The sequence below is a fragment of the Pseudoalteromonas sp. S8-8 genome, from assembly GCF_000497875.1.
Classification (GTDB): domain Bacteria; phylum Pseudomonadota; class Gammaproteobacteria; order Enterobacterales; family Alteromonadaceae; genus Pseudoalteromonas; species Pseudoalteromonas arctica.
The window spans coordinates 84376-103724 of record NZ_AUTR01000025.1; the positions used below are offsets into that span (position 1 = coordinate 84376).

Genomic DNA, 19349 nt, shown 5'->3' on the forward strand with positions numbered 1-19349 from the left:
TAGTTGTTCTTGGCAATTGCTCCATCATTACTCACTCTCCTGGATCCATGCAGACGTATATCAGACATTTTTGGCGCTGTTAGCGTCAGATGTAATCCTTTAAATTGATTAAGTATTTTTACGAGTTGGTATAAATAGTAATGTAATGAATTACTGTACATTAATAACGTTATATAGCCTTAAAAGACAGGTGTGAATGAGTGACATGTAATTGGCTGCATTTTTTTGTTGAATCACCGCAGTTTCCTCATTATAAAAAATTTAGTTGATATAATTTATATAATTAAGGCGTTTGTTAGAGAATTTTATGTTTGTAAGTTTACTAGTTTTATCTGCAAGTGTGGCGTATGACGCACACTTACCTCCATTAATTGAGTGGCAGGGGGAAAGCGTAGAGCTTTTACAAAAACAAGGGCCGTTAACTACTGATTTTGAGTTGTCAGAAGGTGAAGCGTCGCCCGATTATGCAAATACAATGGCATTTGTAGATAGATTAGTTGCTGCAAACCCTACTCAGTTTCAATCTCAAACCATTGGCTATAGTAATAGCAAGCGTGCAATAAAAATGTTGATTGCCAGTGAACAAGGTTTTTTTGAAGCAAGGCAAATGGCTAATAGCACTAAGCCAACTATTTTTATCCAGGCAGGAATACATTCTGGTGAAATAGACGGTAAAGATGCCATGTTTATGTTGCTTAGAGATATAGCGACGGGTAAGCGCCGTGACATTTTAAAAAAGGTAAATATATTATTTATTCCTATTTTAAATGTAGATGGACACGAACGTAGTAGTGCATTCAATCGCATCAATCAACGGGGCCCTACAAAAATGGGCTTTAGAACAAATGCTAATAACCTTAATTTAAATCGTGATTTTACTAAATTAGATACCCCAGAAGTTAGAAGTGTTTTAAAGGTTATTAACGACTACAACCCAAATTTATACATTGATGTACACGTAACCGATGGCGCAGATTACCAATACGATGTGACTTATGGCTACAATCCGGTATTTTCAAGCGAGTCGCCTGCGGTATCTGATGCACTAAACCAGTTTTTTAAGCCTCTGATTGACGATACGCTAGCTAAGCAAGGACACATGCCAGGGCCACTTGTTTTTGTTATGGACAAGCGCGACTTTAAAAAAGGATTAGCGGGGTGGGTTGCTACGCCGCGCTTTTCAAATGGTTGGGGTGATTTAAAGTCATTACCGGCTATTTTAGTTGAAAATCATTCATTGAAGCCTTACAAGCAACGTGTATTAGGAACTTACGTATTTTTAGATGGTGCTATTACTGCGCTATCAAAGCACAGTCATGAATTAGCTAATGCAGTAAAAAAAGAACAGGAATTTGTTCCTAAACAGTTAATAGTAAAGCGTGGCTATTCCAAGCAAGCTGATACGATTGCGCAGTTTAAAGGTATTGAGTATTCATCAAGCATGAATGCGCTCTCAGGCCAAAATGAAGTGAAGTATTTGGGTAAAGCACATACATATACCGACTTACCTATTTATTGGCAAAAAGATGTACAACATACAGTTGAAGTACCTAAAGCTTTTTTTATTCCGCCTGTATATCGCAATATTATTAAGAAACTAAAGTTACATGGTGTCTCTATTAATAAACTTGAAGGGGCAAACACACAGCCTTTAAAAGTAGCAAAGGTGGCAGACTACACGTTTGATAAAGCGCCATTTGAAGGCCGTTTTAGAGTGTCAGCAAGTTTTGATTATGTCCCTGCTATAAATGTAGATTTAGATGGTTGGTATCAAGTCAATACTCAACAAAAAGCAGGTGAGCTTGCTGTGCATTTATTGCACCCTGAAGCACCAGATTCGTTTTTTGCATGGGGGGAATTTAATACTATTTTTCAGCGTACTGAGTACATGGAAAACTATGCACTAATTCCGTTTGCACGCCAAATGCTAAAGGACAATCCAAAGCTAGCGCTTAAGTTTGATGAAAAGCTTAAAGATAAATCGTTCGCAAGCGACGCTGATGCGAGATTAAACTGGTTATATGAGCAAAGTTCATTTTATGATCAAGCGTACTTAAAGTACCCAATATTGATGTCATTTGAAGAAGAAGTTGTTATCCCGGATCAAAAAAGTAAAGAAATCTAATATGCAAATTATAACCATACCCGTCACTGCATTTGCACAAAATAGTCGTATTATTTGGTGTAGTGAAACTAAATAAGCCGTAGTCATAGACCCAGGTGGCGACCCTGATAAAATAGTAGCAGCCCTTAATGAGCATAAACTAGAATTAAGTGCTATTTGGTTAACGCACGGGCATTTAGATCATGTGGGTGGGGCTGATATTTTACGTAATCAATTTAACGTACAAATTATTGGCCCACAAAAAGATGAGTACTTCTGGTTTGAAAACTTACCTATGCAAGCACAAATGTTCGGGTTTAAACCCATTGAGCCTTTTTATCCGGATATTTGGCTAAACCATAACGACACCGTGAGCGTAGGTAAACTTAGCTTTTTAGTGAAGCATTGCCCAGGGCATACACCTGGTCATATTGTGTTTTATCAACAAGACTATGAATGCGTTATTGTAGGTGATGTTATTTTTAAAGGCTCAGTAGGGCGAACTGATTTCCCTAAGGGGAACAGCGAACAACTTATAGAGTCGATTAAGACGCATATTCTAACCTTACCTGATAATACTAAAATATTGGCAGGGCATGGGAGCGACACTACGGTTGGATTTGAAAAACAAACAAATCCTTTTGTGAGTGGTAAGTTTGGTTAAGTTACTTATTTGAAGTTTGGCAAACTGCATAAAAATTAAAAATAAGCAGACTGAGTTTTAAAATGGTTGTATAATTTAACCAGTTTATTTGATAAATAAGAAATAAAATGTCTCTAAATCACGTAGATCGCCAAATATTGGCACTTTTACAACAAGATGCTAGTTTATCAACCGCAGAAATTGCTGATAAAGTAGGCTTGTCTCAATCTCCATGCTGGCGTCGAATTGCCAAGCTAGAGCAAGATGGTTATATAAAAAGCAAAGTCGCTCTTTTAGATGAGAAAAAACTTGGCTTTGATATGCTTGTATATGCACATGTGCGTTTATCAAATCACGGTAAAAAGAACCTTGCTGAATTTGAAAAACTTATAATGAGTTACGATCAAGTAACAGAGTGTTACACCATGGCTGGAACAATGGACTTTATGCTACGCATAATTTCACAAGGCATAGAAGGTTATGAGCACTTTGTACGCGATAATTTACTAAGCTTAGAATACGTACAAGAAGTACATTCTAATGTAACAATGACATGTGTAAAACGTAGTACTTCCCTCCCTTTATAAAAGCACTTCTTTTAAAAGCTAAACCTCTTTTAGTTTAGCTTAACCATATAATGACAATTGTTAACTGAGCGCTAATTTGGTAGAATTTAGCGCTTTTTTGATACCCATTACACCATTTGAGGAACTCAATGTTTAACTTACTCAGTAGGGCGCCTAGCTCTGCTAAAAACGATATTCTATCTGGATTAACTGTGGCGCTAGCCTTAGTTCCAGAAGCTGTTGCGTTTGCCTTTGTTGCAAATGTAGAACCTTTAGTTGGTCTATATGCCGCGTTTATCGTTGGTTTAATCACGGCTATATTTGGTGGCCGCCCTGGTATGATTTCAGGTGCAACCGGTGCATTAGCTGTTGTTATGGTAAGTTTAGTGCTTGATCATGGTGTTGAGTATTTATTTGCGACCGTATTGCTCATGGGCATACTGCAGATACTCGCGGGTGTATTTAAACTCGGTAAGTTTATCCGCATGGTTCCTCATCCGGTAATGCTTGGTTTTGTAAACGGCTTAGCTATTGTTATTTTTCTTGCTCAGTTAGGACAATTTAAAGTGCCTGATGGTATGGGCGGACAAGAATGGATGACGGGTAACCCGTTATATATTATGCTTGGTTTAGTGGCTTTAACCATGGCTATTATTCAGTTTTTACCTAAACTAACAACGGCTGTACCCTCTACATTAGTCGCTATTATTACAGTGACCGCTTTAGTCATTGGTTTGGACTTAGAAGCGCATACTGTAGTTGATTTCTTAAAAGGAATGACAGGCGACGAAGCTGCAACAATTGCAGGCGGTTTACCTCAGTTTCATATTCCTATGGTGCCGTTTACTTTCGAAACGCTACAAATTATTTTTCCTTATGCACTTATTTTAGCGGCTATTGGTTTAATTGAATCATTATTAACGCTTAGCTTAATTGACGAGATTACAGAAACTCGCGGTCATAGTAATAAAGAGTGTATAGGCCAAGGCGCTGCAAATATTACTTGTGGTATGTTTGGTGCTATGGGTGGTTGTGCAATGATTGGTCAATCAATGATCAACATTAACTCAGGTGGTCGTTCTCGCTTATCGGGTATAAGTGCTGCATTGATGTTGCTTGCGTTCATCATATTCGCTTCAAGCTTAATTGAGATGATCCCACTAGCTGCACTTGTTGGTGTTATGTTTATGGTTGTATTAGGTACGTTTGAATGGGCCAGCTTTAAAATGATGAAGCGGGTGCCTCTATCAGACGCGTTCGTAATAGTACTTGTATCGGGTGTGACGGTTATTACCGATTTAGCGATTGCAGTATGTGTAGGTGTTATTGTATCTGCATTAGTATTTGCTTGGCAGCATGCTAAGCACATATACACAACTAACTATATTGATGAAGAAGGCGCTAAAGTATATGAGTTACATGGCCCGCTTTTCTTTGGTTCAGTTAAAAACTTTGCAGAGTTATTTGATGTTAAAAATGACCCTAAAAATGTAATTGTTGAATTTAAGCATAGCCGCGTATCTGATCACAGTGCAATAGAAGCAATTGACACACTTGCTGATAAGTACACAAAAGCAGGTAAACAACTTCATTTACGTCACTTAAGTAAAGACTGTACGCAGTTGTTGCATAAAGCACGCGATTTGGTTGAAGTGAATGTGATTGAAGATCCAACATACAAAGTAGCATCAGACGAACTAGCTTAATTTACACAAAGCTATTTATATTTAAAAAGCGAAAGGTGAATAACCTTTCGCTTTTTTAGTGTATCTACTATTTGTTTGCGGTAAGACTATTAAAAAGCAAGGTAGGCTGTAGTGCTATGCAAACTCATAAATCTATATAATAAGACAATCTAATTTTATTAAAATTAGCTACATAGGTAAAAATAATAAAGAATAACAAGCGCCTATTTTATGGAATTAGTCTTTAACTATACGGAGTAAACATCTATTTTGAACTGGCAATCTTTAGTCGATAACAGACAACGCTTTTTTTGGCTTTTGCAAATTGCAGGCTGGATTGGTTATGCGTTAGTAAATTATATTGGCTCTAAAGTATTTGAAATGCGTGATATATACGTATTTGTTATTTTATTAAATGCTTACGCTGGTTGCTTAATGACAGTACCGCTTAGGTATATTTACCGTAAAATTTGGAATGCCTCGCCTTGGGTATTAATGATTGTGGTATTTGGTGCCTCTTATGTAACAGGTACTTTATGGGCTGTCGTTCAAAAATTTAATTTGTGGGAAATATACCGCCATGGTTATAGACCAGAGGAGTGGTTTTATTACCTGCAGCAAGGCTTAGATTCTGTATATATTATTTTATGTTGGAGTGGTTTGTACTTTGGCGTTAAATATTATCAGTTATTACAAAGTGAGCGACAAAAAGCACTAAAAGCCACAACTATGGCACACGAAGCGCAATTAAAAATGCTTAGGTATCAGCTTAACCCCCATTTTTTATTCAATACACTTAACGCTATTTCTACTTTAATTTTGGTTAAAGAAAACAAAGATGCTAACTTAATGGTAGCAAGGTTAAGTGACTTTCTACGTTATACATTAAATACCGATCCAATAAAAAAAGTACCGTTAGAGCAAGAGTTACATGCACTCATGCTTTACTTAGAAATAGAACGTGTACGTTTTGATGAGCGATTAAAGGTAAATGTAGATATAAGCGAGCAGGCTAAAGAGGCTTTAGTACCGAGCTTAATTTTGCAACCTATTATAGAAAACGCGATTAAATATGCTATTGCCCACCTAACAGAAGGTGGAGTAATTGATATAAAAGCACAGGTATTTGCGAATGAGTTATTACTAGAAGTGGGCGACAACGGCCCAGGTACTGACATACTCGATGGTCAATTAGTTAACGCTCAAGGCGTAGGTGTCGCTAATACCAAAGATAGATTAAAAACGTTGTATGAAAATAATTATTCGTTTGTATTATCACATAATACGCCAAGTGGATTAAAAGTTAATCTGCGAGTACCTTTTGAGAAGGCTGTGAAAAATGACTAAAATAAAAACACTCATTGTTGATGACGAACCGTTAGCACGAAAAGGTTTAGCGGTAAGGCTCGAAGAATACTCTGATATTGAAGTAATTAAATTGTGTAGTTCAGGCGCTGATGCAATTGAAATGTGTCAAAGCGAGAAAATTGATTTGGTTTTTTTAGATATTCAAATGCCAGGTATGAATGGCTTTGAAGTAGCAAGAGCCCTTAGCGAAAGCTCAAAAGCATTACCAGCGATTGTATTTGTAACGGCCTTTGACCAGTTTGCTGTAAAAGCGTTTGAAATTCATGCTCTCGATTACATTTTAAAACCCGTTGATGATAACAGACTAAAACAGGCGGTAGAAAAAGTGCATACCTACTTAAAAACGCAGCAAGACAACGCCCATAAGAAAAAACTAGCGAGTTTTGTAGCCGGTATTACTGGTAACAATTGCGAAGAAATACTTAAAAAATTAGCCACTGGCGATATGCTAACAGACAGACGTTACCCAGAATCGCTTGCTGTAAAAGAGCAGGGTGAAATTATTCGTGTACCAGTAGCGACTATCCAATGGGTTGATGCAGCAGGTGACTATATGTGTTTGCACTGTGAAGACGGACAAACGCATATTCTACGTAAAACAATGAAAGAGCTTGAGCAAGAGCTCGACCCTCAGTTATTTGTGCGTGTACATCGCAGCGCAATAGTAAATACAAAACAAATTAGTAAATTGGTTACACAAGTAAGTGGTGAGTATTTATTAGTACTTGAAAATGGCCAAGAATTAAAAGTGAGCCGTAGCTACCGAGATAAGGTTAAAGCGGCATTAGCAAGTTAAAGCCAACGCTTTTATTACAGACACAAAAAATGCGAGCTAAGCTCGCATTTTTTATATTCGGCGTTTAATTATGCAACAGTTACAATTTTCATTGTGTTAGTTGCGCCCACAGTTTCCATTGAGTCACCGTGAGTAATAATTACTGTATCGCCAGACTGTAAAGACCCTTGAGAAACTAAAGTATCAAGCGCGGCTTTTACCATACCGTCTTTTTCAGTTTTTGTAGAATCAAAAAATACTGGGTAAACACCACGATAAAGTGCTGTTTGACCTAATGTACTCGCATGACGTGAAAGCGAGTAGATTGGTAAGCCTGAGCTGATACGCGACATTAATTTAGCCGTACTACCAGATTCAGTAAGTGTGATAATTGCTTTAACAGAATCTAAGTGATTAGCTGCATACATAGCAGAAAGCGCAATTGATTCAGCATTGTTAGAAAAGCGACTATCTAAACGGTGTTTAGAAACGTGCGTTTCTTTTTGCGATTCAGCACCTAAACAAACGCGTGCCATAGTCGCAACTGTTTCTTCAGGATAATCACCTGCAGCTGTTTCAGCTGAAAGCATTACAGCATCTGTTCCATCAAGAACAGCATTTGCAACATCCATAACTTCTGCACGTGTAGGCATAGGGTTATCAATCATCGATTCCATCATTTGCGTTGCTGTTACTACAGTACGGTTTAATGAACGAGCACGACGAATAATTAGTTTTTGCTTGCCCATAAGAGCAGCATCACCAATTTCAACACCTAAATCACCACGAGCAACCATTACAGCGTCAGACGCCAAAATGATGTCATCAACAGCTTCTTGGGTTTCAACGGCTTCAGCACGTTCAATTTTAGCAAGTAACTGTGCTTTTGAACCAGCAGCTTCAGCAAGTGAGCGTACGTAGCGCATATCGTCGCCACTACGTGGGAATGATACGGCAATGTAATCTACGTCAATTTCAGCGGCAGTTATTAAATCTTCTTTGTCTTTTTCAGTAAATGCTGGAGCAGTTAAGCCACCACCTAAACGGTTAATACCTTTATTGTTAGATAAAACACCGCCAACAGTAACTGTACAATGCACTAAATGCCCAGCTACTTCATCAACACTTAATTGAATAAGGCCGTCATTTAGAAGTAGTAAATCGTTAGGGCTTACATCGTTAGGTAATTCTTTATAATCAATACCTACGGAGTTTATGTCGCCTTCGCCTTTTTCCATTTTTGCATCAAGGGTAAATTTTGCACCCACAGCAAGCGTTACTTTACCTTCTTTAAAAGTAGAAACGCGGATTTTAGGGCCTTGAAGGTCAGCAAGGATAGCAATATGCTTGCCTAATCTTTTTGCAATATCGCGTACAGCTTGTGCACGGTCTTTATGATCTTGGGCAACACCATGTGAGAAGTTTAAACGTACTACATTAGCCCCAGCGATAATAATTTTTTCTAAGTTGTTATCTCTATCGGTAGCAGGTCCAAGGGTAGCGACTATTTTCGTGCGTCTTAGCATCAATTTCTCCTGTTTGCTTGGTGAAAGCATGTTGACGTTATTTTGTTGACTTAAAATATCTATATTAGAATAAAATATTTTAGTTATGTGCAAACTTCAAAGGTTTGCCACTATTTTATACAAAACTATTGTGTCATCATTATGACACCGGTGTCAGAATGCGTCAATGATCTTAATTTCAATTAGCTTTGCTTTTAGTCACCCCGAGACCATTGATGTTTGATATAATTACGTAGCTTATTTATCTGTAATAAAAAAGCATGTTGTATTGACTCATAATTAGTATTTTATGACTGTATGAGTATAATGCACGCGGTATTATTTAATTTATACACTGAATTTTCTAACCAAATAGTTGTTACCGAGGAGGACACTAGATGCAAGTTGCATTAGTAGGGTTAGGCGTTATGGGAAAAAATCTTGCCCTAAACTTGATTGAAAAAGGGATAACGCTAGTCGCTTATGACAAAAACCCACATGCGGGTGAAGAGTTACTAAGTTGTGCTAAATCTCAAGGCATGGCTGATAGGCTTCACATTGTCTCTGATTTAAGAGACATGGTAAGGCGTTTAGAGGCACCTCGTTCTATTTTATTACTTGTTCCTGCTGGTGAGTTAGTTGATACAGTTTGTAATGAACTTGTAGAGGCCGGCGTTAACTGTGACGATATGATTGTCGATTGCGGTAATAGTAATTATAAAGACGGTATAACGCGTAAACTTAAATACCAAAATAAATTTGAATTTGCCACTATGGGAATTTCTGGCGGTGCAGAAGGCGCTCGCCATGGTCCTGCAATGATGGCAAGTGGTTCTGAGGGTGGTTGGGAACGTATTGAGCCATGGTTTGAAAAAGTAGCTGCTAGCTATAATGGCGACTCGTGTTTTGCACGTGTTGGTCAATCAGCAAGTGGTCATTTTGTAAAAATGGTTCACAACGGTATTGAATACGCACTTATGCAACTTATTGCAGAAGTGTACCAATTACTTCGTTTAGGCACTAATCGTTCTCCAAAAGAAGTGGCTGAGATATTTAATGACTGGTCAGAAGGTCAATTAAATAGCTACTTACTGTCTATTTCTAGCCACATATTGTCACTTGAAAATCATAATAATGTACCGCTTGCGGACTTAATTGATAATAAAGTTGGCGCTAAAGGTACTGGTCTTTGGACTGCGCAAAATGCACTAGAACTTGGTATTGCAGTTCCTTCACTTGTTGCTGCTGTACAAGCTCGTCATTTAACTAATGCATGTAATACAACGGCTGCACAAGAGATGACGTATGCATCTAAACCAACTAACAATGTTGAAATTGATTTAGAAGAGCTAAAAGAAGCGTTCTTACTTGCAAGCTTACTAGCGTATCGCCAAGGTTTAGCGTTAATTAAAGGTGCATCACGTACTCATCAGTGGAAAGTTGATTTATCTAAAACGCTTCAAACGTGGCGTGCTGGTTGTATTATTCGTGCTGACTACCTTGATAGCGTTGCACAAGGTGTTGAATTTATTGATACCCTTGAGAAAGAGTCTAACTCTTTGCGCAAAATTACCGGCCAAGCAATAATGACTGGTTTAGCATTCCCTGTATTGGGTGCTACACAAACGTATTTAGCAACATTAACCACACCGAGTAATGGGCATTTAGTTCAAGCCCAGCGTGATTACTTTGGTGAGCACGGCGTTAAAACCCATAGCGGTGAAACATGCCATTTAACTGACTTAGTAGATATCGACGCTAAAGTTAGGTAATAAACAGTTGTTTAAAACGATAAAGGCACGCTATTTAGCGTGCCTTTTGTATTTTAGGCGCTGTGAGATTTAACGGCTTAATTCACCACGTAAATTGTCTTGCATTAAATGACGAATCGTCTCTACTTCTAGCTTTTGGCTAAATAAATAATGTAATTTAGTTAAACACGCTTCAAGGGTCATATCGTATCCACTAATAACACCAATATTTAACAGTGCATTACCCGTTGCATAGCCGCCCATATTTACATGGCCTTTTAAGCACTGGGTTAAATTAACAATAACGACGCCACGTTTACTTGCTTCTTCAAGTATTGATAAAAAGTTAGGATCTTGCGGTGCATTACCTACACCAAAACTAAGCAACACCAAGGCTTTAATATTGCCATTAACTAAGCTTTTAACCACTTCTTGACTAATACCAGGGTATAAATAAAGCACACCAATGGGTTGAGGTGTAATAGGGGTAACTTGCAGCTCATTTTCAACATAAGGACTAAGTTGGCCTTTAATAAGTTGAATACTAATACCCGATAACGCGAGAGGATCAAGATTAGGCGACGCAAATGCATTAAATCCATCGGCGTGGGCTTTAGTTGCTCTGTTACCTCTAAACAGTTGGTTATTAAAAAATAGACTTACTTCTGCAATTGGATAATTTGCCGCTAAATACATTGCATTCAGAAGGTTTACTTGACCATCTGAGCGTAATTGAGAAAGCGGAATTTGTGAGCCAGTTACAATCACAGGTTTAGTTAGGTTTTCGAACATAAACGATAGTGCTGAGGCTGTATACGCCATTGTATCGGTGCCATGAAGCACAACAAAACCATCATAATCTTGGTATTTATCTTTAATGTCATCAGCAATAAGTTGCCAATGCTCAGGAGACATATCTGAAGAATCTATAAGAGGGCAGTATTCGTGAATATCAAACAAAGGCATTTCATCACGGTTAAACTCTGCGTTGTTCACTACGGTTTCTGTTAAAAAACCTTCAGCAGGAATATAACCTCGACTCGATTTTTTCATACCTATAGTACCGCCAGTATAAGCGATATAAATGCGTTTACGTTTCATAAAAAAAGCCCAGTAAAAAAACTGGGCTTAGTATAACGTTAAGTAACTTTAAATACAGCTGATTAGGTAAAGCTATGCACTTTTATTGTGCAACGTTACACACTAAACAGCGTGCATATACACCTTGTGGATCGTTGTAATCTTTAAGGTTTTCAACTTCAGTACTTAATTGGTTAATAACGCTTTGCAAGTTAGCTTGCGTTGCTAACACAGATGTTTTTTGTGTTTGTAAACCAAGCATCGATTTAATAGACGCGTTACCAAAAATGTTTTGAATCATTTTTTCTTGCGAGCTTAAATCTTGTTTAATGGTTTTAACTTCATAATGATTAAGTTTTGCAAGTGCTGCTGCTGCTTTTATAGCATCTTGTTTATCACCAAGTTTGTCTACTAAACCTAGTTCAAGTGCTTGAGATGCAATCCATACGCGGCCTTGGGCAATTTTATCAACTTGCTCAGGCGTCATATTACGGGCATCAGCGACAACATTCAAAAAGCGACCGTATGCTTCTTCAACGCTCATCTGAATTACTTGACCCATTTTTTCGTTTAGGGGACGAGTGATAGAAAAACCAGCCATTTCGGTTGTTGCAACGCCATCTGAATAAACACCAATTTTAGATAAGGTTTTTTCAAATGTCATAAACGTACCAAACACCCCAATCGAGCCTGTAATAGTACTTGGTGCTGCCCAAATTTCGTTTGCAGCAGAAGCAATCCAATAACCACCCGATGCAGCCACAGAGCTCATAGAGGCAATAACAGGCTTTCCAGCAGCTTTAAGCGCTAATACTTCTGCACGAATAACTTCAGAGGCAAACATACTACCGCCACCTGAATCAATGCGCAGTACAACCGCTTTAACTTTGTCATCAAGGCGTGCTTTACGAAGTAGGGCTGCTGTAGAGTCGCCACCAATTTCGCCAGCTTTACGCTCACCATCAACAATTGTACCTTTAGCAACTACAACGGCGACTTTTTCGGTAATAGGGTTATCAAATTCAATCGGTGGTTTAACCAAGCTTAAGTATTCACGAAATGAAACTTGCTTAAATGTTTTGCCATCTTCTTGTGCGCCAACTAAATCAATTAATTGTTTGCGAACTTGTTGATTTGTTTTTAAAGAATCAACCCACTGGTGGTCAAGTGCATATTTACCTGCATCGCCATCTGCAGCTTTCATTTTTTCAAGGTATACGTCCATTGTCTCGTCGAAATTTGACTCATCAAATGGGCGAACCGCAGCAACATCTTGTTTGTATTCGCTCCAAAGAGCGCCTAACCAAACACGGTTAGCTTCTTTGGCTGCTTCAGACATGTCGTTACGAATGAAAGGTTCTACTGCTGACTTAAATGTACCAACACGGAAAATATGCTGCGTTACTTCAAGCTTTTCAAGTGCATCTTTAAAGTAAAGCGGATACATGCCGTAACCTTCAATACCTACGCTACCGTATGGGTGCATAGCTATTTCATCAGCATGTGATGCAATATAGTATTGTGCTTGGGTATAGTAATAACCCGATGCAATCACTTTTTTGCCAGCTTGTTTAAATGCATCAATAGCATTGGTAATTTGCTTAAGTTTGTTTAAATGCGCTTTAGGCATTTCTTGTAAATCAAGCAGCATCACCGTAATGCGATCGTCTTTAGTCGCTTCGTTTATTACTTCAACAATATCGTCGAGTAATATTTCGCTTGGCGCTTCAGAACCAGAAGTAGCATCACTAATTGCAGCTTCGACCGGATCTATGTATGTTTTTTCTTCAACAATAGGGCCATTTAGGTTAAGCCTAAGCACAGAGCCATTTTCAACTATTATTTTATCGTCGTCACTTGAGAGTGACACTAAGAAAACAATTACCAGTAATAAAAACAGAATGTTGAGTATTAAACGACGAGAAAAGTTAATTCCAGCCCAAATACCTTTAAATACCTTTGCTATCAAAATAGCTCCTTAATTTGGTACAGTTAATACATTAGTTCCATCTTAGCCTAGAATAAAAATAAATTTAACTGCTAAATCGTAACGAAGTGTTTATGAGGTGCTATTAATACATGTTTTTATGGCTTTTTTTAATTAAATGAAGGCACATATTGCTTATTACTTGCCATTAAAGCAGAATTAGCTAATGTATACAGGTTAGACCAGTTAACGGGGCACAAGATGTTAGAACAACAATTACAATTAAAACACACACAATTACGTAACCGCTTAGTGATGGGCTCAATGCATACAGGCCTTGAAGAGGGATGGCATAACCGCAAACGCTTACGTGCATTTTACGAAGCACGTGCAAAAGGCGGCACTGCAATGTTAATTACGGGCGGATACAGCCCTAATTTACGTGGCAAATTAACACCTATTTCATCTTCATTTAATAGTTATTACGATGTATTTAAGCACCGCGCTTACACAGATGCTGTGCATAAACACGGCGGAAAAATTTGTTTGCAATTATTACACGCTGGACGTTATGCGTACCATCCATTCAATCAAGCACCAAGTGCAATAAAAGCACCTATTAATCCTTATAAACCTAAAGCGATGTCGCTTGGCTCGATTAAAAAAACAATTAAAGACTTTGCGCACTCTGCCTATATGGCTGAAAAAGCCGGCTACGATGGCGTTGAAGTTATGGGTTCTGAAGGGTATTTGATTAATGAGTTTATGGCGCCGCACACCAATAAACGTGAAGATGAATTTGGTGGCAGCCTAGAAAATAGAATGCGACTTGCGCTTGAAATAGTTAAAGCTGTAAGAGCAAAAGTATCTGAGCAATTCTTAATCATTTTTAGATTGTCGGTCATTGATTTAATCCCAAACGGTTCAACACCAGAGGAAGTTGTCATACAAGCTACCGAGCTTGAAAAAGCGGGCGTTGATATTTTTAACACAGGTATTGGTTGGCACGAAGCGCGTGTACCGACTATTGCGAGTATGGTGCCGCCAGGTGCATTTAAAGAAGCATCAAAACGTTTAAAAGACGTGGTGAGCGTGCCAGTTATTGCTGTTAACCGAATTAATACTCCAGAAATTGCTAACGATATTTTAAATGCAGGCGAGGCTGATTTAATTTCGATGGCAAGGCCGCTACTTGCCGATCCAGAGTTTTTTAATAAATACGCAAAGAATCAATCTAAGCAAATTAATATTTGTATAGGGTGTAACCAAGGTTGTCTAGATCACGTATTTAAAAATAAACGTGCTACGTGTTTAGTTAATCCACAAGCTGCATTTGAGCTAGATTATCCGTTAGAACAAGCAACCAAAGCTAAAAATGTATTAGTAGTCGGCGCAGGCCCTGCTGGTTTATCGGCAAGTTGTTACTTGGCTCAAAAAGGGCATAACGTCACGTTAATTGATCAAAAATCGCAAATGGGTGGCCAATTTAATTTAGCCATGCAAATACCAGGTAAAGAAGACTTTAACCATACTCTTACTTACTTCACTAATGAACTAGAGCGATTAAAAGTAACTGTAGAGCTTGGTAAAGCTTATGACGATTCAATGCTTAAAAGCTATGATGACATCGTATTCGCAACTGGCGTTAGGCCGCGTGAAGCCTCTATTAAGTGTAGCGATGATAAGCGTGTATTTGCTTATGACGAAGTTATACGCGGCGAAGTAGAGCTGGGTAAATCAATTGCTATTTTAGGTGCCGGTGGTATAGGTTTTGATATGGTTGCGTTTTTAAGCGAACATAAATCGCAAACTATTAGCGAGTTTAAAACGCAATGGGGGATTGAGTGTGAAGCCCAACCTCATAAAGACGAACGTCAATTGTATATGTTAAAACGCAGTGCGGGTCGTTTTGGTAGCGAGCTTGGTAAAACAACGGGTTGGATACATCGCCAAGTTGCTAAGCAGCATGGCGTTAAGCAAATTGCTGATTGCCAATACCAAAGCTTTGATAAAAGCGGACTAACTATTAATGTTGCTGGTGAAACTCAAGTACTGCCAGTAGACACTGTTATTGCCTGTATTGGCCAGGTTTCTAACAACGAAGTGCTAGAAAATTACACAGATAACGCAAAGGTACATGTTATAGGCGGAGCTAAACTAGCTGCAGCTATTGATGCTAAACGCGCTATTTTTGAAGCACTTCAGGTCGCTAGAAGTATTTAACCTTTGTAAATAAATTGAAATAGTTTATCAATTCATGCGGTCTTTGCTGTTTATAGTCTATAACTTAATAAACAGTGAACACACAGGATACGCATGAATAAACTAACCAATCTTTATGATGCAATATTGGGTAAACTATCATTTTTAGATGGTTTACCTGCATTGCTATTTCGCTTGATTTTAGCCCCTGTTATGATCATTGCAGGTTATAACAAACTTGCTATAAGCGGTGAGACAGAAGGTTTCTTTGATAATTTTTTAGCATCTCCAGATGTAGTTCAATGGTTTGGTAATAATGAATGGGGTTTAGGATTACCGTTTCCTGACTTACTAGCCTTTTTAGCTGGTTGGAGTGAATTTTTAGGAGGTTGGTTTTTATTACTTGGCCTTTTAACTCGCTTGGTCAGTATCCCACTTATGTTCACAATGGTTGTCGCTGCAACCTCAGTGCATTGGCATAATGGTTGGTTTGCAATAGCACCAACTAACCCAGAAACAAGTGCTGCGCAAGTGCTCGATTGGTTATCAATTCCGGGCGCTAAAGAAAGCCTTGAAAACTCACTAGAAGTACAAGACCGAATAGGTAAAATTCGTGGCTTAGTTGAAGAACACGGGTTTCCTGATTATCTATACGAAAAGGGCAAGCCGTCTATTTTAAATAACGGTATAGAATTTTCGGCAATTTATTTTGCTATGCTTCTTAGTTTGTTTTTTATGGGCGGTGGGCGTTTTGTTAGTATAGATTACTGGTTAAGGCGAAATATTGTAAAAGAATAACGTATTTAATCTGCTTTACTAACGGCCGCATAGTTGACCCTTTGCGGCCGTTTTGCATTTTAATTTCTCGGTATTTATTTTTTAAGGGTTTAAATGTTACTCTAGCGTTTTGAATTTTGAGGAATCGTTATGAACGCTATCGAGCTTTTACTTACCCGCCAATCAGACTCTAAACTAACAGAGCCGGGCCCTACGCCTGAGCAGCTCGACATAATTAAGCAAGCAGCATTACGTGTTCCTGATCATGGCTGTATAGCACCGTGGCAGTTCATTGTTGCTCAAGGTGATGCACGCAATAAACTGGGTGAAATTTACCATCAAAGTGCAGTGGCAGAGCAACAAGAAGAAAAAGTAATTAACCGTGCTAAAGAGCTTCCCCTTCGTGCGCCTATGATTGTAATAGCAATTGCTAAATATCAAGAACACCCAAAAGTTCCTAGAATAGAACAAGTACAAAGCGCAGGCTGTAGTGTATTAGCGATGCAACAAGCTGCATTTGCCCAAGGGTTAGGCGGTGTTTGGCGCACAGGCTACTTTGCTCAAAGTAGCGCGGTTAAAAAAGCGCTTAACTTACATGAGCAAGATGAAATAGTAGGGTATTTATATATAGGTACACCCGAAGTCGATTGTAAAAAGTCGCCTCGCCATAAGCCGGAACACTATTTTAGTAATTTGTGAAATAGTATGAACTTTGCGCAACTTACGTAGTCATAATTCATTAAGGTTACAAAGAGTATTATTTAAAAGTTAATGACTTGGCTGTAAGAAGCGCTTGGAAGCACTAAATTTACTAAATCTTCTTCAGTTTGTTTTTTAATCGGTTGTTTTTTGATACATTATGGAAAGTCTTAATAAAAATAACGATAAAGAAGACGAAAACTATGGGAAATTTATTTTTACGTGAAAAAGAGAATTGGCTAGCATGGTCAATTTGGGGAATCATTGGTGCTTTTGTAACACTGTATGTTGCAATGAGCACAAATGCATCACACTTTATAGCCGGTTCAGCGATGGGTATGCTTGTGTTGTTAACATGGTGGATGCACCAGTCCAAACGTTTCGACTTTGGGCGTGCATTTAAAGTATGTTGCTACGTTTTATCGCTTAGTGTGCTACCAGCTTTTATGTTTGTTGTAGTACCAAGTGATGATTTAAATCGATTCGATTTAATTTTTCAAGGCGTTACCTTTACTGCACTGAGTATATTGGCTTGTTTAATCTGCTCTTGGATTGCACGTAGACCTAAACAATATTATTAATGTGTTTAACTTTAGTCCATTAACTACACTTTTATTAAAGTGAAGAGCTTAACAAAAGAACAAAGTGGGTCTATTTTATCCAATATGTTAATATTTTATATTAATTTCTATTTAGCTCTTTACAAGTTATGTATTTAGCCATATTATTCGCGCCGTGCGGAGAGATGGCAGAGTGGTCGAATGCACCGGTCTTGAAAACCGGCATGGGTTTATAGCCCATCTAGGGTTCAAATCCCTATCTCTCCACCATTATTTAAAAAAACCGCCTTATGGGCGGTTTTTTGCTTTGTGGAGTTTCTAAATGACTAAAGCAACAAACCTACCAACCTCGCAGAAATTAATAAAACATCTTTTATTATGGACGGTATTTGGTTACTGCTATCAAAGTGCTATTAGCTTATTAGTAAAAATGGCTATAGACGCTCAACCAGAGTATCCATTAATTACCGGTTTAATTTATGGTGTTGGTTTTAATGTTTTAGCTGCCCATCTTATTACCAAATACGATAAGCATTGGCCAGTTATTGGCTCTGTTTTTATTGGTTGTATAGGGCTGCTTGTAGTGCCATTTTTACTGTTTGGCGAATCAGGATTACTAACAATGCCTCTACTTGTTGGAATTTTATTCAGTTTGCCGCTTTGTAGTTATATTGTTGGCCTAATTAAGCTAAAACTCAGCAAAAACTAGCCCCAAACGCGGTTTATTTTGTGATAGCATAGTCGCGTCTTTTAACTAACAAAACGTGAAAAACACATTATGTCAGATAATTTTACTACAGATGCTGAAAAAGCAAGTTACGGTATTGGCTTACAAATGGGTGAGCAACTTAAGTCTAATCCTTTTGAAGGCTTAAACCTAAATTCAGTATTTGAAGGCATGAAAGATGCGTACGCTGGTAGCGCATTTCAAGTTGAGATCCCTGAGATCCAAGCTGCATTTGAAAAAATCAACGAAGAGATTCAAGCTCGTCGTGAAGAAGAGTCTAAAGTACTTTCTGCAGAAGGTATTTCATTCTTAGAAGAAAACGCAAAACGTCCTGAAATCACAGTAACTGAGTCTGGTCTTCAATACGAAGTACTAGCAACTGGCGAAGGCGAAAAGCCAACAGCTGAGTCTACAGTACGTGTTGATTACCACGGTACACTTATTAACGGTACTGTGTTTGATAGCTCATACGAGCGCGGTCAACCAGCTGAATTTCCAGTTGGTGGCGTGATCAAAGGCTGGACTGAAGCATTACAAATGATGCCTGTAGGTACTAAATGGCGTATCTACGTTCCTCATGAGCTTGCTTATGGTGAACGTGGCGCAGGTGCTGCAATCGCACCTTTCTCAACGCTTGTATTTGACGTTGAGCTACACGAAATCATTTCTTAAATTAAATTAAATAAATTTTAATTTAAAAGTGTAAAAAGCCGTATTCAATTTGAATACGGCTTTTTTGTGTTTGTAATTTAAGAGTTTTATACCAATTCTCTTAATTAAGTTATCTGTTTTTCGCTAAGAAAATTGTGTCGATAACAAGGTGAAAATTTCGTTGTTTAGTTGTTATCACTAATTGCTCTTGCATTGCTCTACCTCCTGCATCCATGCAGTCGTATATCAGAAATTCTTAACGCAGTTAGCGTCAGGTTTGATCCTTCAAATCGATTAAGTATTATTGCGTATTGATATTATATATTTTA

15 protein-coding genes, 1 tRNA gene and 1 pseudogene are annotated in these 19349 nt (G+C 38.2%); 14 read left to right on the forward strand and 3 right to left on the reverse strand.

Features of this window, described 5'->3' with window-relative positions; genetic code table 11:
- Positions 1-307: 307 nt before the first annotated feature.
- The 6 genes and pseudogenes from L659_RS0107620 (at position 308) to L659_RS0107645 (ending at position 7162) form a co-directional block, all read left to right on the forward strand.
- Positions 308-2125, forward strand: a complete 1818-nt coding sequence (locus tag L659_RS0107620) for a M14 family metallopeptidase (RefSeq protein ID WP_024590133.1) — start codon at positions 308-310, stop codon at positions 2123-2125.
- 1 nt (position 2126) lies between these two features.
- Positions 2127-2768 (forward strand): annotated as a pseudogene (locus tag L659_RS01000000122935) (MBL fold metallo-hydrolase).
- 107 nt (positions 2769-2875) lie between these two features.
- Positions 2876-3334, forward strand: a complete 459-nt coding sequence (locus tag L659_RS0107630; protein ID WP_007375323.1) for an Lrp/AsnC family transcriptional regulator — start codon at positions 2876-2878, stop codon at positions 3332-3334.
- Between the two features lie 128 nt (positions 3335-3462).
- Positions 3463-5019: a SulP family inorganic anion transporter gene (locus tag L659_RS0107635; protein ID WP_024590134.1), complete on the forward strand. Its 1557-nt coding sequence runs from the start codon at positions 3463-3465 to the stop codon at positions 5017-5019.
- A 249-nt stretch (positions 5020-5268) separates the two neighbouring features.
- On the forward strand, positions 5269-6345 hold the full coding sequence (locus L659_RS0107640) for a sensor histidine kinase (RefSeq protein ID WP_007582687.1): 1077 nt from the start codon (positions 5269-5271) through the stop codon (positions 6343-6345).
- On the forward strand, positions 6338-7162 hold the full coding sequence (locus tag L659_RS0107645; protein ID WP_007582688.1) for a LytR/AlgR family response regulator transcription factor: 825 nt from the start codon (positions 6338-6340) through the stop codon (positions 7160-7162). The genes L659_RS0107640 and L659_RS0107645 overlap by 8 nt, the downstream gene beginning before the upstream one ends.
- A 68-nt stretch (positions 7163-7230) precedes the next feature.
- Here L659_RS0107645 and pyk read toward each other — a convergent pair whose 3' ends face one another.
- Positions 7231-8667, reverse strand: a complete 1437-nt coding sequence (gene pyk, locus L659_RS0107650) for a pyruvate kinase (protein WP_007582689.1) — start codon at positions 8665-8667, stop codon at positions 7231-7233.
- 377 nt (positions 8668-9044) lie between these two features.
- Here pyk and gndA point away from each other — a divergent pair, with 377 nt between their 5' ends.
- Positions 9045-10418, forward strand: coding sequence for an NADP-dependent phosphogluconate dehydrogenase (gndA, locus tag L659_RS0107655; protein ID WP_024590135.1), 1374 nt, complete (start codon positions 9045-9047; stop codon positions 10416-10418).
- Between the two features lie 69 nt (positions 10419-10487).
- Here gndA and ansA read toward each other — a convergent pair whose 3' ends face one another.
- Together ansA and sppA are read right to left on the reverse strand one after the other, a co-directional pair.
- Positions 10488-11498 carry an asparaginase gene (gene ansA, locus L659_RS0107660; protein WP_007582693.1) on the reverse strand — a complete coding sequence of 337 codons (1011 nt, stop codon included), beginning with the start codon at positions 11496-11498 and terminating at the stop codon, positions 10488-10490.
- An 82-nt stretch (positions 11499-11580) separates the two neighbouring features.
- On the reverse strand, positions 11581-13446 hold the full coding sequence (sppA, locus tag L659_RS0107665; RefSeq protein ID WP_024590136.1) for a signal peptide peptidase SppA: 1866 nt from the start codon (positions 13444-13446) through the stop codon (positions 11581-11583).
- Positions 13447-13665: 219 nt separating this feature from the next.
- Here sppA and L659_RS0107670 point away from each other — a divergent pair, with 219 nt between their 5' ends.
- The 7 genes from L659_RS0107670 to L659_RS0107700 all read left to right on the forward strand — a co-directional run bounded on the left by L659_RS0107670 (position 13666) and on the right by L659_RS0107700 (position 19041).
- Positions 13666-15627, forward strand: a complete 1962-nt coding sequence (locus L659_RS0107670) for an oxidoreductase (RefSeq protein ID WP_024590137.1) — start codon at positions 13666-13668, stop codon at positions 15625-15627.
- Positions 15628-15720: 93 nt separating this feature from the next.
- Complete coding sequence (locus tag L659_RS0107675; RefSeq protein ID WP_007582701.1) at positions 15721-16404, forward strand: HvfX family Cu-binding RiPP maturation protein; 684 nt, start codon at positions 15721-15723, stop codon at positions 16402-16404.
- A gap of 129 nt (positions 16405-16533) precedes the next feature.
- Positions 16534-17082: an NAD(P)H nitroreductase gene (locus tag L659_RS0107680; protein WP_024590138.1), complete on the forward strand. Its 549-nt coding sequence runs from the start codon at positions 16534-16536 to the stop codon at positions 17080-17082.
- Between the two features lie 203 nt (positions 17083-17285).
- Positions 17286-17663, forward strand: a complete 378-nt coding sequence (locus L659_RS0107685) for a hypothetical protein (protein WP_007582705.1) — start codon at positions 17286-17288, stop codon at positions 17661-17663.
- Between the two features lie 158 nt (positions 17664-17821).
- Positions 17822-17912 (forward strand) — tRNA-Ser (locus tag L659_RS0107690).
- Between the two features lie 52 nt (positions 17913-17964).
- The gene (locus tag L659_RS0107695; protein ID WP_024590139.1) at positions 17965-18351 is read left to right on the forward strand and encodes a hypothetical protein; all 387 of its coding nucleotides are present in this window, start codon (positions 17965-17967) and stop codon (positions 18349-18351) included.
- A 69-nt stretch (positions 18352-18420) separates the two neighbouring features.
- Positions 18421-19041 carry an FKBP-type peptidyl-prolyl cis-trans isomerase gene (locus tag L659_RS0107700; RefSeq protein WP_007586200.1) on the forward strand — a complete coding sequence of 207 codons (621 nt, stop codon included), beginning with the start codon at positions 18421-18423 and terminating at the stop codon, positions 19039-19041.
- Positions 19042-19349 lie beyond the last annotated feature (308 nt).